Consider the following 15,716-nt stretch of genomic DNA (forward strand, 5'->3'; position numbering starts at 1 on the left):
CGATGAGCAAGTGCCGCGGCACTAGGCAGCAAGCCCAAGTGCCGCCATCCGCTTGGTGTGCGCCTCGGTGATGCGGGAGAACATCCGGCCGACCTCGGCGAGGTCGAAGCCGTCCGCCACGCCGCCCACGAGCATCGTCGACAGCGCGTCCCGGTCGGCGACCACGCGCTGGGACTGCGACAGGGCCTCGCCCATCAGCCGTCGTGCCCACAGCGCGAGCCGGCCGCCCACGCGCGGTTCCGCGTCGATGGCCGCGCGCACCTTCTCGACGGCGAAGCCGGCGTGCCCGGTGTCGTCGAGGACGGCCAGGACGAGTTCGCGGGTGTCCGAGTCGAGCCGGGCGGCGACCTCCCGGTAGAAGTCACTGGCGATCGAGTCGCCGACGTACGCCTTGACGAGCCCCTCCAGCCAGTCCGAGGGCGCGGTCTGCTTGTGGAAGCCGTCCAGGGCGGCGACGAACGGCTCCATGGCCGCGGTCGGCTCCTCGCCGATCTCGGTCAGCCGGTCGCGCAGCTTCTCGTAGTGGTGGAACTCGGCCGACGCCATCTTCGCCAGCTCCGCCTTGTCCGCCAGCGTCGGCGCCAGCTTCGCGTCCTCCGCGAGCCGCTCGAACGCCGCCAGCTCGCCGTACGCGAGCGCGCCGAGCAGGTCGACGACCGCGGCTCGGTACTGCGGTTCGGCGGATGCCCGCGTCCAGTCCTGGGCGGCGACTCCGGTGTGTGCTGCAGGTGCGGCGGAGGCGTTGTCAGGCTTGTCAGAGGTCGTCATGAAGCGCACAATAGCTCGCTCGCCGCGCGAGGGAAGTCCCTGGTCAATCAGTGTGACGACGACTACGTGACCGAATCGGCCATCGCATGTGCGCGTTTCCGGGGTACAGTGGTAATGCGCCCGGCGACTATTCGACGGGCCGCACGAATGAGGATGCCCGGTCGGTGGCCCGATCGGCTCCGACCCGACAGCCCTCCTCGCCCGTACGGCACAGTGCGTACGAAGTTCGGAGGGGGACCCTCAGCGGTTCGAGCGCTAGAGCGTCGGCAGTGGTCCCGTGTCATACGGCTCGCCCGTAAGGCAGTAGTCGACGTCCCCAGCACGGTCCTAGACGACCCCCGCGCTCGCCCTCGCGCCGCGCACACAGAAGAGGCAGCACCCTGACTACGACTTTCCGAGAGCTCGGAATCCTTCCCGAGACGGCCGAAGCACTTGAGGCCGTCGGCATCATCACTCCCTTCCCCATCCAGGAGATGACGCTCCCCGTCGCCCTCTCGGGCAGCGACGTCATCGGCCAGGCCAAGACCGGCACCGGCAAGACGCTGGGCTTCGGCCTCCCGCTCCTGGAGCGCGTCACCGTCCCCGCCGACGTCGAGGCCGGCCGCGCCCAGCCCGAGGACCTCACCGACGCCCCGCAGGCGCTCGTCGTCGTCCCCACCCGCGAGCTGTGCACGCAGGTCACCAACGACCTGCTGACCGCGGGCAAGGTGCGCAACGTCCGCGTTCTCGCCATCTACGGCGGCCGGGCGTACGAGCCGCAGGTCGAGGCCCTCAAGAAGGGCGTCGACGTGATCGTCGGCACCCCGGGCCGTCTGCTGGACCTCGCGGGCCAGAAGAAGCTCAACCTCAAGCACATCAAGGCGCTCGTCCTGGACGAGGCCGACGAGATGCTCGACCTGGGCTTCCTGCCCGACGTCGAGAAGATCATCAACATGCTGCCGGCCCGCCGCCAGACCATGCTGTTCTCGGCGACCATGCCGGGCGCTGTCATCGGCCTCGCGCGCCGCTACATGTCGCAGCCCACGCACATCAGCGCCACCTCGCCGGACGACGCGGGCAAGACGGTCGCGAACACCAAGCAGCACATCTACCGCGCGCACAACATGGACAAGCCCGAGCTGGTCGCGCGGATACTGCAGGCCGAGGGCCGCGGTCTCGTGATGGTCTTCTGCCGTACGAAGCGGACGGCGGCCGACCTGGCCGACCAGCTCCAGCAGCGCGGTTTCGCCTCCGGCGCGGTCCACGGCGACCTCGGCCAGGGCGCCCGCGAGCAGGCGCTGCGCGCGTTCCGCAACGGCAAGGTGGACGTCCTCGTCTGCACCGACGTCGCCGCCCGCGGCATCGACGTCGAGGGTGTCACCCACGTCATCAACTACCAGTCCCCCGAGGACGAGAAGACGTACCTGCACCGCATCGGCCGTACCGGCCGCGCGGGTGCCAAGGGCATCGCGATCACCCTCGTCGACTGGGACGACATCCCGCGCTGGCAGCTCATCAACAAGGCGCTGGACCTCGGCTTCAGCGACCCGCCGGAGACGTACTCCACCTCCCCGCACCTCTTCGAGGAACTGAACATCCCGGCGGGCACCAAGGGTGTCCTGCCGCGCGGCGAGCGCACCCGCGCCGGGCTCGGGGCGGAGGAGCTGGAGGACCTGGGCGAGACGGGCGGCCGTGGGGCGCGCGGCGGTCGCGGTGACCGTGGCGGCCGTGGAGACCGTGGCGGCCGTGATGACCGCGGCGGTCGCGGTGACCGTGACGCCCGAGGCGGTCGGGAGGAGTCCCGGCCGGCCGAGGGCGAGCGTGCGGCCCGTACGCCGCGTCGCCGCCGTCGTACCCGCAACGGCTCCCCGCTGGACTCGACGGCCCCCGTCGGCACGGCTCCCGTCGAGGGCGTCGCCCCGCAGGAGACCACCGCGGCCCAGGACGCCACCGAGACCCGTACCCCGCGCCGCCGTCGCCGCAGCCGCGGCGCCGCATCGGAGACGGTGCCGGCCACGGCAGCGCCGACGATCGAGCCGACGGTGTCCGAGATCGCCCCGGTGACGGAGGCCGCGGAGGCCGCCGTCACGACGCCCGAGTCCACGGCTGCCCTCGACACCGCCGAGACCCCGGCGAAGTCGCGCCGCCGCCGTACCCGCAAGTCGGCGGAGACGGCGGTCGACACGGCCGAGTCCACGACGCCGGAGACGGTGTCCCAGACCCCGGTGGAGGCGGAGGCTCCCGCCGCCGCACCGCGCCGCCGTACCCGCAAGGCCACGGCTGCGGCCGAGGTCGCGGTCGACACGGCCGAGGGGACCGGGACTCCGGAAACCGAGGCTGCTGAGGCTGCTGAGGCCAAGCCGCGCCGTCGTACGCGGAAGGCCGTAGCCGCCGAGGCTCCGGCCGAGGCCGCCCTCGACACGGTCGAGGCCGTGGAGGCCAAGCCCCGTCGCCGTACCCGCAAGGCCGTAGCCGCCGAGCCCGTCGCCGTCGTCGCCGAGATCCCGGCGCAGACGGCCCCGGAGGCGGAGCCGGCCGCGGTCAAGCCGCGCCGTACGCGCAAGGCCGCCGCCACCGCCGAGGCAGCGGTCGACACGGTCGAGGCCGTGGAGGCCAAGCCGCGCCGCACGCGCAAGACGGCGGCTGTCGCCGAAGCCGCCGTCGACACCGCGGAAGGCACGGCTGCCAAGCCGCGCCGGACGCGCAAGACCGCCGCCGCGGCTCCGGCCGAGGCCGCCGTCGACACCGCCGAGGGCACGGAGGCCAAGCCGCGCCGGACGCGCAAGACCGCCGCGGCCAAGGCAGTCGAGGGTGACGTGGTCGAGGCGGAGGCAGAGGCGAAGCCTCGTCGTCGCACCCGCAAGGCCGCGGAGCCCGCGGTGGCCGCCGCCGACATCCCGGCCCAGGCCGTAGCCGAGGAAAAGGTCGCCGCTCCCCGGCGCCGGACCCGTAAGGCCACGGCAGCCACGGAGCCCACGGAGAGCTGATCTCCCGCCCAACGGCCCGGTTCACCTCGAGTGAACCGGGCCGTCGGCTTTCCCGGAGCCGACGACCCCGCACCCCACCCGATACCCTCCCCCCGTGACCAGCCAAGCCTCCTTCACCCGGCCCCGCAACGCCCGCGCCTACTCCCTCCGCACCCCCCGCGGAGACTTCGCCGTCGTCGATTCGCCCGCGGCCCCCGGCGTCGAGCCGAAGGGCACCGTGCTGATGCTGCCCGGCTTCACGGGGAGCAAGGAGGACTTCACGCTGTTGCACGAGCCGCTCGCGGGGCGCGGGTACCGTGTCGTGGCCGTGGACGGGCGAGGGCAGTTCGAGTCGGACGGGCCCGAGGAGGACGAAGACGCCTACGCGCAGGCCGAGTTGGCGCGGGACGTGCTCGCCCAGGCCGAGAGCGTCGGCACGCCCCTGCATCTGCTCGGGCACTCCCTCGGCGGCCAGATCGCCCGCGCTGCCGTACTGCTCGACCACTCCCCCTTTCTCTCGCTCACCCTGGTCTCCTCCGGGCCGGCCCAGATCTCCGACTCCCAGCAGAAGCGCGTGAAGCTGTTGCGGGACGCGCTCGACGTGATGGGTATGGCCGAGGTGTGGGAGGCCATCCTGGCGATGGGCCCGCCGGAGGAGGTCGGCGGCCCGGCCCGCGGCATCGGCGGCACGGAGCAGCTGCGCCGCCGCTGGCTGGGCAACAAGCCCGCCCAACTCCGCGCCACGGGCCGTCAGTTGTGCACGGAGCCGAACCGGGTCGCCGAACTCGCCGCCGTTCCGCTCCCGTTCCACGTCCTGTCGGGCGCCCGGGACGACACCTGGCCGGTGACGCTGCTGGACGGCATGGCCGTACGACTGCAGGCGCGGCGGACGGTCATCCCGGGCGCCGAGCACTCCCCCAACGCCGACCAGCCCCTCCCCACCGCCCGCGCCCTCGCGGATTTCTGGGACAACACCCGGCTCAGCGAGCACGAGTAAGGGCCCGCCAAGGGACCGTAGGGGCTAGGGGGTGTTTCGAAAGTCCCGCACAGCACCCACGGCGCCCGGCACGCACTCCCGCCGCACCGGCCGAAAGCCCAAGTACGTCCAGGCCATCGACGGGGCCTTCCGTCCGGCACACCGAGAGCACGCACCGGACACCGCGGGCACCGCACAGGACTTTCGAAACACCCCCTAGTACTGCGTCCGCAGGTGCTCCCAGAAGCCGTCCCGCAGCGCGCGTCTGAGGTCGGCCTGGCCGCGGAGCGAGTACTGCAGCAGGCCCTCCGCCTCGACCAGGAGGTCCTGATCCACCGAGCCGGGGAGGTACGGGTGGCCGGGCAGCAGGTCCCCGAGTGAGTCCCGTCCCCTCGCCGCCAGCCACTTCGCCGCGATCTGCGCGCCCACGAAGCGGACGTCCTCGCGCGCGGGGCGGGGCGCCGTCGACTCGTGGGCGAGGGCCGTGCGGCGGGACACGTACGACTTGAAGAAGTCGAGGTCGAAGGTGCGCTGACTGTCGACCTCCCAGAGCAGGGGCTCGGCCTGGTTGCGGCCGTCCGGCGCCTCGATGCCCCAGAGGTGGACGCGGGCGCCGTAGCCCTGCGCCGCCTCGACCGCGGAGACCAGGTCCTCGTCGCCGCCGAGGAGTGCCGCGTCGCTGATGGCGCGGTGGCGGGCGAGGGACTCCAGGTCGGAGCGGATGAGGGAGTCGACGCCCTTCTGCTGGTTGTTCGCGTTCAGGTTGCCCAACCGGACCTTGACGTCCGGGAGTTCGGCGATGGACTGCTGCTCGGCGGTGTGGATGCGGCGTCTCGCGCCGTCGTACCAGTAGACCCGCAGCAGCCTGCTGTCCGCGAAGATCGTGCGCGCCTTGTCGATGAGCGCGTCGATCAGCCCCTCGGCGTCCAGATCGAACGCGCGGCGGTCCTCCGTCCCGGAGACCAGGCGTCCCGCGGCCGCGTACAGGTATCCCGCGTCGACGAAGATCGCATGGGTCGAGGGCGTCTTCGCCACCTCGGCGAGCATGCGCTGGAGCAGCTCGTTGGTGCGGTCGATGCGGGCACTGAGGGCCGCGAGGTCGTCGTTCATCGTCTCCATTGTCCCGGCGGTCACGCTGCGAACACAACCGGTCCCGCTCAGTCCCGTTCACACCTCTTCCGAATCTCTTACCGGTCAGTAATTAGCCGTTCGAAAAATTTCTTTAGCGTAGGGAATGTTTGTAACACGCATCCCGTTGACTACCTACAGAAGGCGCAACACCACAAGGCGCCACCCAAGTAGTTCTCCGCAGGAGGATGACCAGACGAAGGGAGAAGCCAATGCGCTTCGAAATCATGCGACTCGACGATGTCGACGGCACGGCCGTGGACAGCACCGTCGTGGACGCCGCCTCCGTCAACCGAATCGTGCAGCAGGCCGCCGCCATAGGACAGCGCCTCTGGATTCGCCCGGCCGAGACCTCGGCCTCATAACGCGCGAGTCCCCGCGACAGACTTCAGAGCCCCCGTACGGCACCGACGCCGTGCGGGGGCTCTGCGCTATCCGGGCCACCGGGCTCTCAGCTCGCCCGGATCACCTGCGTGACCCCGTTGATGATCTGCTGCACGGCGATGGCGGAGAGCATCATGCCCGCGAGCCGCGTCACCAGGACCACTCCGCCGTCCTTGATGACCCGGATGATCAGCAGCGAGTACCGCATCACCAGCCACAGCACGACATGGATGGCGAGAATCGCCGTCCACACCGACACCTGCATGGCGACGCTGTCGGCCTTCTGCACGGCGAGGATGACCGACACGATCGCGCCCGGCCCGGCCAGCAGGGGCATGCCCAGCGGTACGAGCGCGACGTTGACGTCCTTGGTCTGCTTCGGCTCGTCCGTCTTGCCGGTGAGCAGGTCCAGCGCGATCAGCAGGAGCAGCAGCCCGCCCGCGATCATCAGCGCGGGCACGGACACGTGCAGGTAGTCGAGGATCTGGTGCCCGAGCAGCCCGAAGACGGTGATGACCCCGCCGGCCACGCAGACGGCCTGGAACGCCATCCGCCTCTGCACCTTGCCGGGGCGCCCGGAGGTCAGCGCGAGGAAGATCGGGGTGATCCCGGGGGGATCCATGATGACGAAGAGGGTCAGGAACAGGGAGCCGAAGACGGCGAGGTCGAACATGAGGGCCTTGCTGAGTGACGTGCGGGACGAACGGACGTGGAGAACGCGAGGGACGTGGCCTCAAGCCCCGCCGGCCCCCGGCACCGGGAAGGCCCCCGTCGCCCGTCGCGTGATCTCGCCGTACACCTCGGGATCCGTCACGTACTCGCCGAGCACGCACGTCTTCCGGCTGCCGTGGTAGTCGCTGGACCCGGTGGTCAGCAGCCCGAGTTCCTTGGCGAGGCCGCGCAGCCGCGCCCGGGTGTCCGGGTCGTGGTCCATGTGGTCGACCTCGATGCCGTCGAGCCCGGCCGCGGCCATCTCGGCGATCGCGGCTTCCGGGACCGTACACCCCCGCTTGCTCGCGCCCGGGTGGGCGAACACGGCGACGCCACCAGCGCCCTTGATCAGCCGGATCGCCTCGAAGGGGTCGGTCTCGTGCTTCGCCACGAAGGCCCGGCCGCCGTCGGCCAGCCAGTCGGCCGTGAACGCGTCACCCACGGTCGGTACGACGCCCAGCTCGACCAGCGCGGTCGCGACATGCGGGCGTCCGACCGAACCGTCACCCGCGATCCGCGCCACCTGCTCCCAGGTGACCGGGACGCCCTGCTCCTGAAGCCGGGCGACCATGCCCCGCGCCCGCGGCACCCGGTCGTCCCGCACCAGCTCACGCTCGGCGAGCAGCGCCGGCTCCTCGGGGTCGAAGAGGTAGGCCAGCATGTGCATGGAGACGCCGTCGATACGACAGGACAGTTCCGCGCCGGTGACCAGCGTCAGCCCCTCCGGCAACGCGGCGACCGCCTCGGCGTGCCCGCGGGTGGTGTCGTGGTCGGTCAGCGCGACGACGTCGAGACCGGCCGCGGCGGCGTTGCGCACCAGCTCGGCCGGTGTGTCCGTACCGTCGGAAGCGGTGGAGTGGGTGTGCAGGTCGATGCGCACAGCGGACTCCAACGGGCGACGAAGCGGAAGCGGACGCTCAAAGAATAACCGGACTTTCGGCCGCCCCTGTCACACCCGCAACCCCTGAGCGCCCCCTACGAACAACGCCGCTAGCGGCGCGGGGCTGTATCGATATGCGGCTCCGCCGCGCGGGCGCGACCGGCGCAGCACAGCCCCGCACCCACCCCGCCCAGCGAGCGCCCTCCCCACCCACCGCAGGCGCTACGGCTCGAGCAAGCGCGGCGACAACGCGCCGCACGGCACCAAGTCCAGCTCGGCCCCCGCATCCCGCAGATCCGTCAGCACCAGCTCGTCGTACATCAGCAGCCCGGACTGCTCGGGCCACACGACGGCCCACACCCACAGCCCGAGCGCCTCGCCCGCGAAGACCGCACGGTCGTCCGGCGCGCCGGCCACATGCCAGAGCGGGGTCGGGCGACCGGCGGCGAGGACCTTGGCCTGGGGCGGCTTCTCGACGTTCATGTACGGCCCCGGGTCCGGGCCGTCGATGCCGCCGTACCGCGCGCCGAGGCCGACGCCGAGTTCCTCGGCGACCAGGATCAGCTCGCCCATGCCGCCGAGCGGTCCGGGTCCGGAGCAGGCCACGGCCGTGGCACGGCCGCCGCTGCGGTCGTCGCCGGCGCAGGCCACGCCCGTGAACAGCCAGCCGACGGGCAGTGGCCACGGCATCCACACCGGCACCTGGGTGCGGTGCACCACGACACCGAGGGCCTCGACGCTGGGCGGGATCACGGGCTGCACCGGATGCACGGTCCCGTGCACGTCGCACTGCCAGGTATCGGCGAAGAGTCCGGGAGCCCTGACCCGGCCACCACACTTCGGGCAACTGGGTTCGCCCCTCATAGGGCCCCACGGTCCTACCCCTGCTCCGCCACGTCAAGGACTGATCACCCGTCCGGGCGGAAGCCGTTCACCGGCGAAAACCAGATGTAGCTTGCATTAATTAGGTGATCTAACTTATCGTGTGTATATACCAACTACCTTCGTCGGGATGGGAGCACACGATGGGAGACACCAAGGACCCCTTCGACGCGGGAGCCGGTGGCATCCTGCGGCAGCCGAGGGCGGTGTGGGCGACCGCCGGCGCGTCCGTCGTCGCCTTCATGGGCATCGGGCTCGTCGACCCGATCCTGCCGTCCATCGCCTCGGGCCTGGACGCCACCGCCAGCCAGGTCTCGCTGCTCTTCACGTCGTACTTCCTGATCACCGCGATCGCGATGCTGGTCACCGGCTTCGTCTCCAGCCGCATCGGCGGCCGCCGGACCCTGCTGCTCGGCCTCGCCCTGGTCGTGGTCTTCGCGGCGCTGTCGGGCACCTCGAACTCGGTCGGCGAACTCGTCGGGTTCCGGGCCGGCTGGGGCCTCGGCAACGCGCTCTTCGTCTCGACGGCCCTCGCGGTCATCGTCGGCGCGGCGGCCGGCGGCAGCGCGGCAGCGATCCTGCTGTACGAGTCCGCCCTCGGCCTCGGCATGGCGTGCGGACCGCTGGTGGGCGCACTGCTCGGTGACGCCAGCTGGCGCTACCCGTTCTTCGGCACCGCGTTCCTGATGGCGATCGGCTTCCTGTGCATCACGGCATTCCTGAAGGAGCAGCCGAAGCCGGCCCGCAAGACCTCACTGCTGGACCCGATCAAGGCCCTGGGCCACGGCGGTCTCGCCTCCGCCGCCGTCTCGGCGTTCTTCTACAACTACACGTTCTTCACCGTGCTGGCCTTCACGCCGTTCGTGCTGGACATGACCCCGTACAAGTCGGGCGCCGTGTTCTTCGCCTGGGGTGTGCTGCTCGCCGTCTTCTCGGTGATCGTGGCGCCGCGCATGCAGGAGCGGTTCGGCTCGCTGAAGGTGCTCGGCGGCTCGCTGGTGCTGCTCGCGGTCGACGTGCTCGTCCTCGGGTACGGCAGCCACACCGCCGCCATCGTCTGCACGATCCTGTCCGGCGCCTTCATCGGCGTGAACAACACCGTCTACACCGAGTTGGCGCTCGGGGTGTCGGACGCCCCGCGTCCCGTGGCGAGTGCGGGCTACAACTTCGTGCGCTGGTTCGCGGCCGCCGCGGCGCCCTACTTCGCACCGAAGATCGAGGAGTGGAGCGACATCCACATCCCGTTCGTGGTCGCGGCGGTCACCGCGGTGCTGGGCGCGCTCGTGGTCGTCGTACGGCGGAAGGCGCTCGCGCACGACGCCGAGGAACTGGAGCCGGTGCACGCGACCGAGGACGGGGTCACCGTCTTCGCCAACTGACGCTTTTCGGCCACCGGTTGGTGAGCTTGCTCACCCACGTGTCACTCCAGCGGGACGGACCTGCGGGACGGATCCCTGAGGTCCGTCCCGTTCGTCAGCCAGCGCTCCTGGAGGGCCTGAGCACCGTGCACCCGCTTCCAGGCCGCCTCGTTCGGGGTCATCGGGAGCAGGGGCAGGAACCGTACGGGGTCGAGGGGTTCGTCGAGTTCCAGGTCCTCGACCAGGCCGCCCGGCTCGGCGACCAGCACCGAGGTGAAGGGGGCGCCGGGCCACAGGGGCTCGCCGACGTCGAGAGAGGCGCCGGGGGCCACCACCACTCCCTCGACCTGCGGGGAAGCGCCGAGCACGGCGAGCGGGCGGAGCGCCTTGTCGGTGTCGGCGAGACCGCCGCGTACCGAGAGGATCAGCTCGGCGCGCGGACCCTTGACCGGGTCGGCGAGCGCGGCGGTGGGGTCGCTCATCGGCTGGGCGGACATGCCGAGCGTGGCGTAACGGACGATGTCCCCCTCCTGGAAACGCAGCACCTCGATGCGGTCGGTGCCGAGGAAGGTGACCGCCGCGCGCGCGTCCGGCTCGCCCAGCGCGCTGCGCAACCGGGCCTCGACCAGAGGAAGAACATCAGCCATGTCGCGAGCATAGAACTCGTCAGTACCGGGCAAAGCAGCGCCTTGACACTTCGGTCGGCTGATACTCTTGCCCGGTGGTTCGGGGCAGCACGCAGAAGCGTCGCGATCAAGCCCCGACGCCGAAGGAACTCCCTTACGAGGGACCGGCCGGAGGAGGTGGGGCTGCAATGGACCGAAGTCGACCGTGCAGTAGCACCCGCTCTTCCCGCCGCTGATGTAGCTGCTCTGGCTCTGGCTGGCTGCCACCTCTCGCACTCGCTTCACCGCGGAAGAGCGCTTCGTTTCGTTTTGCCTGATCTGTCCGAACTGCCCGATCAGAGGCAGTAGCTGAATCAGTAGCGAAGCTTGCCACCGCGACGGTGCGGTGCTCCCCGCTTTGTGGACGTGCCAAACATCCGCAGTCAGGACGTCCCCATTCCGGGCAGTTCCAACCGTCGTCGGCGGCCTTTCGTTGCCAGTCACGAAGGAGCCTGCCATGTCGATGATCCGCGACCTGCGTGCCGTAGTCCGCCCGTCCCGCGTCTCCCTGCGCAAGGACAGCAGCAGCGTCTACGACACCACCCGCGACCCCTCGACGCCGTCCGCCGTCGTCGACTGCGCCGTCTACCGCGACGGCGCCCGCGTCCAGACGCCGAAGCCGCTCACCCCGAACGAGGCGATGCGCGTGGTGCGCCGCGACGGAGGCTTCGTGTGGATCGGGCTGCACGAGCCGACCGAGGCCGAGTTCTCCGGAATCGCCGGCGAGTTCGGGCTGCACCCGCTGGCCGTGGAGGACGCGGTCCAGGCTCACCAGCGCCCCAAGCTGGAGCGCTACGACGACTCCCTGTTCACCGTGTTCAAGACCATCCACTACGTGGAGCACGACCGGGTCACCGCCAACAGCGAGGTCGTCGAGACCGGCGAGGTCATGTGCTTCACCGGCCGGGACTTCTTCATCACCGTCCGGCACGGCGGCCAGGGCTCGCTGCGGGCGCTGCGCCACCGCCTCCAGGACGACCCCGAGCTGCTCGCCAAGGGCCCCTCGGCGGTGCTGCACGCGATCGCCGACCATGTCGTCGACGGCTATATCGCGGTCGCGGACGCGGTGCAGGACGACATCGACGAGGTGGAGACCGAGGTCTTCTCGCCGGGGCGCCGCGGCGGGGTCTCGCGCGGTGTGGACTCGGCAGGCATCTACCAACTCAAGCGCGAGGTCCTGGAGTTCAAGCGGGCCGTCTCTCCGCTGCTGCGCCCCATGCAGCTGCTGAGCGAGCGGCCGATGCGGCTGATCGACCCGGACATCCAGAAGTACTTCCGGGACGTCGCCGACCACCTCGCCCGCGTCCAGGAGCAGGTCCTCGGCTTCGACGAGCTCCTCAACTCGATCCTCCAGGCCAACCTCGCGCAGGCGTCCGTCGCGCAGAACGAGGACATGCGGAAGATCACCTCGTGGGCCGCGATCATCGCCGTACCGACGATGGTGTGTGGTGTGTACGGCATGAACTTCGACCACATGCCGGAGCTGCACTGGAGGTACGGCTACCCCGTGATCATGTCGGTCACGGTGGCCCTCTGTGTGGGCATCCACCGCACGCTCAAGCGCAACGGCTGGCTCTGAGGGCCCTGGATAGGCTGAGCCCATGACAAGCGAGCTGCTCGACCAGGCCCTCGTCGAGGAGGCCACCAAGAAGTCCGGCCTCATCTGGGTCGAGGGTCCCGGCGGCCCGGCCCGCGCGCTGTGGCACGTGTGGCACGAGGGCGCGGCCTGTCTGGTCGGCGACGGGTCCGGCGAGCAGCCGCTGCCGGGGCTGGCCGACGGGACCACCGCCCAGGTCACGGTGCGCAGCAAGGACAAGGGCGGCCGGCTGGTCTCCTGGGCGGCGAAGGTCGTGGAGCTGCCGCCCGGGTCCCCCGAGTGGGAGGCCGCGGTCGCGGAGCTCAAGGGCAAGCGGCTGAACGCCCCGGACGCCGAGGTCATGACAGAGCGGTGGGCCCGCGAATGCCGGGTACTCCGCCTGGAGCCGACCGGCACGACGGCAGCGCTGCCCGACGGAGACCTGGCCAAGGCGCCGCTGCCGACGTCGGCGACGACGCGTGAGCAGATCCCCGCGGGGCTGCCGAGGCTGCTGCTGAAGAAGCGCAAACGGCGGTAGCCACAGGTAGCCATCAGGCCTGGCCTAGGACGTCGGCAGCTTCTTGCCGTAGTCCACCGTCTCGTCCTTCTCCGGCTCGGTCAGGGCGAAGGTCTTGCCCCAGGCCGAGAAGGTCAGGGTGCCCGCGCCGCCCGCCCGCACCAGGCGCAGGGGGTACGGCTCGCCCTCCAGGGAGACGTCCAGCGTGCCGCCGGAGCCCTTGTCGCCGGTGATGCGGATGGTGCGGACGCCCGCCTGCTTGTGGTGGCCGTCCGTCTCCAGCGTGCCGTGCAACGTCAGCAGACCGTCGAGGAGGACGTTCATGTCCGTGAAGCCGCTGAACTTCTTGTACGAGGGGTCGCCCTGCGGCACCTTCACATACTTGCCGTCGAGCTTGTCGGCCGCCGCAGCGTCCGCGTCGGAGCCGTCGCCCTTGCCGTCCGCGTCGGTCCAGAAGCCCGCGTCCGCCTTCAGGAAGAGCTGCTCGCCCAGCCGCAGCAGCTGGAAGGTCGCCCCCTCCGCGGTGACCGAGCCGGAGCCGCCGTCGGACTTCAGGCGCATGTCGAGCTTGTACGTCCGCCCGCCGGCGACCACGTTGCCGGCGAGCTGCACCGCGGTGGCGGAAGTGGCGGCCGTACGGGTCCGGGACTGGATCTGCGCGGCCGGCAGCTTGCCGACCCCGTTGGTCCCCGCGTCCGGGTCCTCGCTGCATCCCGCGAGGCCCGGCCCCGCCACGACGAGGGCGCTCAGCGCGCTCACCAGTGCGGCCCTGCGGGTACGGCGCCGGGGAATCGCAGTCACAGGTGGGGCTGCCTTTCTGACAAGGGTCCTTCAGCAGCGTACGGCAGCGTACCGGGGCCCCGGGGCGCGGGCGGAGCCAGTCCGTCCGGACCGCTCACCAGGGCGTATCCGATCGGGACGGGCTAGCCTGAAGCCCACCCGAGCGGGCAATTCGGAAAAGAGACCCACCCAGCGACCCAGGATGCAACTCCGCACGAACCCCGCACGAGAAGGAAGCACAGCCATGGCAGCGGGCGCCCCCCGGATCTTCGTCTCGCACCTCGCCGACGTCGCCGTCTTCGACCCGGCCGGCGACCAGGTCGGCCGCCTGCGCGACCTGGTCGTCATGCTGCGCGTCGGGCGACGGCCGCCGCGCCTGCTCGGCCTGGTCGTCGAACTCGCCACGCGCCGCCGCATCTTCCTGCCCATCACCCGGGTGACCGGGATCGATTCCGGCCAGGTCATCACCACCGGAGTGCTCAACGTCCGCCGCTTCGAACAGCGGCCCACCGAGCGGCTCGTCTTCGGGGAGCTCCTCGACCGGCGGGTCACGCTCGTCGAGACCCGCGAGGAGGTCACGGTCCTGGACCTGTCGGTGCAGCAGCTGCCAGCCCGCCGCGACTGGGAGATCGACCGGGCCTTCGTCCGCAAGGGCGGCAAGGGCGGCGCCTTCCGGCGCAAGGGCGAGACGCTGACCGTCGAGTGGTCCGCCGTCACCGGCTTCTCCCTGGAGGAGCAGGGGCAGGGCGCCGAGAGCCTCCTCGCCACCTTCGAGCAGCTGCGCCCCGCCGACCTGGCCAACGTCCTGCACCACCTCTCCCCCAAGCGGCGCGCCGAGGTCGCCGCCGCCCTCGACGACGACCGGCTGGCCGACGTACTCGAAGAGCTGCCGGAGGACGACCAGATCGAGATCCTCGGCAAGCTGAAGGAGGAGCGGGCCGCCGACGTCCTGGAGGCGATGGACCCGGACGACGCGGCCGACCTGCTCTCCGAGCTGCCCAAGGCCGACCAGGAGCGGCTGCTGAGCCTGATGAAGCCCTCCGACGCGGCCGACATGCGGCGCCTGCTGGCTTACGAGGAGCACACGGCCGGCGGTCTGATGACGACCGAGCCGATCGTGCTCAGGCCCGACGCGACCGTCGCCGACGCCCTCGCCCGCGTCCGCAACCCCGACCTCTCCCCCGCCCTCGCCGCCCAGGTCTACGTCTGCCGGCCGCCCGACGAGACCCCGACCGGCAAGTACCTGGGCGCGGTCCACTTCCAGCGCCTGCTGCGCGACCCGCCGTACACGCTGGTCAGCTCGCTCCTCGACGAGGACCTGCAGTCCCTGGCGCCGGACGCGGCGCTGCCGCTGGTCGCCGGGTTCTTCGCGACGTACGACATGGTCGCGGCGCCCGTCGTCGACGAGGCCGGGTCGCTGCTGGGCGCGGTGACGGTGGACGACGTACTGGACCACATGCTGCCCGACGACTGGCGGGAGACCGAGTTCCACCTCGACGAGGGCGAGGAGGTGGCCCCCCATGGCTCCTGAGCGCGAGAGCACCCGCGAGGCCGCCCGGGAGCGCACGCTGGCGGGCGCGACCGCCGCCACCCGCTCACGCCCCCGGCTCGACCAGCCGCGCCCGCGCCGACGCCGGCTCCTGCCCGAGTGGGACCCCGAGGCCTTCGGGCGGCTGTCGGAGCGCATCGCGCGGTTCCTGGGCACCGGACGGTTCCTCGTCTGGATGACGCTCGTCATCATCCTGTGGGTGCTGTGGAACATCTTCGCGCCCAGTGACCTGCGGTTCGACAACTACCCCTTCATCTTCCTGACGCTGATGCTGTCGCTCCAGGCCTCCTACGCCGCCCCGCTGATCCTGCTGGCGCAGAACCGGCAGGACGACCGGGACCGGGTCAACCTCGAACAGGACCGCAAGGCGAGCGAGCGGTCGATCGCGGACACCGAGTACCTGACCCGCGAGATCGCCGCGCTCCGGATCGGCCTCGGGGAGGTCGCCACCCGCGACTGGATCCGCTCGGAGATGCAGGACTTCGTGAAGGAACTGGAGGAGAGGCGCGACGGGCATGTCGTATTCCCGGCAGAACGGTCGCGGGCACGTGACGTAGACGACCGGTGACGGGCTTTCCCAGGTCCTTGTGCAGCGCC

At 71.0% G+C, this 15,716-nt stretch carries 15 protein-coding genes; 8 read left to right on the plus strand and 7 right to left on the minus strand.

The window, feature by feature from the left end:
• Positions 1-21 precede the first annotated feature (21 nt).
• Positions 22-768: a ferritin-like fold-containing protein gene (locus AC5P09_RS00525; protein WP_266434090.1), complete on the minus strand. Its 747-nt coding sequence runs from the start codon at positions 766-768 to the stop codon at positions 22-24.
• A 473-nt stretch (positions 769-1,241) separates the two neighbouring features.
• On the opposite strand from AC5P09_RS00525, the gene AC5P09_RS00530 reads away from it, so the two are divergent.
• Together AC5P09_RS00530 and AC5P09_RS00535 are read left to right on the plus strand one after the other, a co-directional pair.
• Positions 1,242-3,734, plus strand: a complete 2,493-nt coding sequence (locus AC5P09_RS00530) for a DEAD/DEAH box helicase (RefSeq protein ID WP_493871881.1) — start codon at positions 1,242-1,244, stop codon at positions 3,732-3,734.
• A gap of 94 nt (positions 3,735-3,828) precedes the next feature.
• On the plus strand, positions 3,829-4,710 hold the full coding sequence (locus AC5P09_RS00535) for an alpha/beta fold hydrolase (protein WP_493871882.1): 882 nt from the start codon (positions 3,829-3,831) through the stop codon (positions 4,708-4,710).
• A 195-nt stretch (positions 4,711-4,905) separates the two neighbouring features.
• Here the strand turns inward: AC5P09_RS00535 and AC5P09_RS00540 are convergent, their stop codons facing one another.
• Complete coding sequence (locus AC5P09_RS00540; protein ID WP_493871883.1) at positions 4,906-5,799, minus strand: NYN domain-containing protein; 894 nt, start codon at positions 5,797-5,799, stop codon at positions 4,906-4,908.
• A gap of 230 nt (positions 5,800-6,029) precedes the next feature.
• Here AC5P09_RS00540 and AC5P09_RS00545 point away from each other — a divergent pair, with 230 nt between their 5' ends.
• Positions 6,030-6,182 (plus strand): DUF8834 family protein, encoded by a 153-nt coding sequence (locus AC5P09_RS00545; RefSeq protein WP_217241068.1) that lies wholly within the window; start codon positions 6,030-6,032, stop codon positions 6,180-6,182.
• Between the two features lie 86 nt (positions 6,183-6,268).
• Here the strand turns inward: AC5P09_RS00545 and AC5P09_RS00550 are convergent, their stop codons facing one another.
• The 3 genes from AC5P09_RS00550 to AC5P09_RS00560 form a co-directional block, all read right to left on the minus strand.
• Entirely contained in the window at positions 6,269-6,874 is a 606-nt protein-coding gene (locus AC5P09_RS00550) for a MarC family protein (RefSeq protein WP_493871884.1), read from the minus strand.
• A 60-nt stretch (positions 6,875-6,934) separates the two neighbouring features.
• Entirely contained in the window at positions 6,935-7,792 is an 858-nt protein-coding gene (locus AC5P09_RS00555) for a PHP domain-containing protein (protein WP_493871885.1), read from the minus strand.
• A 222-nt stretch (positions 7,793-8,014) separates the two neighbouring features.
• Entirely contained in the window at positions 8,015-8,656 is a 642-nt protein-coding gene (locus tag AC5P09_RS00560) for a DUF6758 family protein (RefSeq protein WP_493871886.1), read from the minus strand.
• Positions 8,657-8,817: 161 nt separating this feature from the next.
• Between AC5P09_RS00560 and AC5P09_RS00565 the strand changes: the two genes are divergently transcribed.
• Entirely contained in the window at positions 8,818-10,053 is a 1,236-nt protein-coding gene (locus AC5P09_RS00565) for an MFS transporter (RefSeq protein WP_493871887.1), read from the plus strand.
• A 41-nt stretch (positions 10,054-10,094) separates the two neighbouring features.
• Here the strand turns inward: AC5P09_RS00565 and AC5P09_RS00570 are convergent, their stop codons facing one another.
• Positions 10,095-10,679, minus strand: a complete 585-nt coding sequence (locus AC5P09_RS00570; protein ID WP_493871888.1) for a suppressor of fused domain protein — start codon at positions 10,677-10,679, stop codon at positions 10,095-10,097.
• A 475-nt stretch (positions 10,680-11,154) separates the two neighbouring features.
• On the opposite strand from AC5P09_RS00570, the gene AC5P09_RS00575 reads away from it, so the two are divergent.
• Together AC5P09_RS00575 and AC5P09_RS00580 are read left to right on the plus strand one after the other, a co-directional pair.
• Positions 11,155-12,276, plus strand: a complete 1,122-nt coding sequence (locus AC5P09_RS00575; protein WP_493871889.1) for a magnesium and cobalt transport protein CorA — start codon at positions 11,155-11,157, stop codon at positions 12,274-12,276.
• A gap of 22 nt (positions 12,277-12,298) precedes the next feature.
• Positions 12,299-12,811: a hypothetical protein gene (locus tag AC5P09_RS00580; protein WP_493871890.1), complete on the plus strand. Its 513-nt coding sequence runs from the start codon at positions 12,299-12,301 to the stop codon at positions 12,809-12,811.
• A gap of 24 nt (positions 12,812-12,835) precedes the next feature.
• On the opposite strand, the gene AC5P09_RS00585 is transcribed toward AC5P09_RS00580, so the two are convergent.
• On the minus strand, positions 12,836-13,591 hold the full coding sequence (locus tag AC5P09_RS00585; protein ID WP_493871891.1) for a hypothetical protein: 756 nt from the start codon (positions 13,589-13,591) through the stop codon (positions 12,836-12,838).
• A gap of 223 nt (positions 13,592-13,814) precedes the next feature.
• Here AC5P09_RS00585 and AC5P09_RS00590 point away from each other — a divergent pair, with 223 nt between their 5' ends.
• Both AC5P09_RS00590 and AC5P09_RS00595 read left to right on the plus strand, forming a co-directional pair.
• Complete coding sequence (locus AC5P09_RS00590) at positions 13,815-15,101, plus strand: magnesium transporter MgtE N-terminal domain-containing protein (RefSeq protein WP_493871892.1); 1,287 nt, start codon at positions 13,815-13,817, stop codon at positions 15,099-15,101.
• On the plus strand, positions 15,091-15,687 hold the full coding sequence (locus AC5P09_RS00595) for a DUF1003 domain-containing protein (protein ID WP_307677160.1): 597 nt from the start codon (positions 15,091-15,093) through the stop codon (positions 15,685-15,687). Before AC5P09_RS00590 ends, AC5P09_RS00595 begins: the two co-directional genes overlap by 11 nt.
• Positions 15,688-15,716: the final 29 nt, after the last annotated feature.

The organism is Streptomyces sp. a15, from assembly GCF_059026085.1.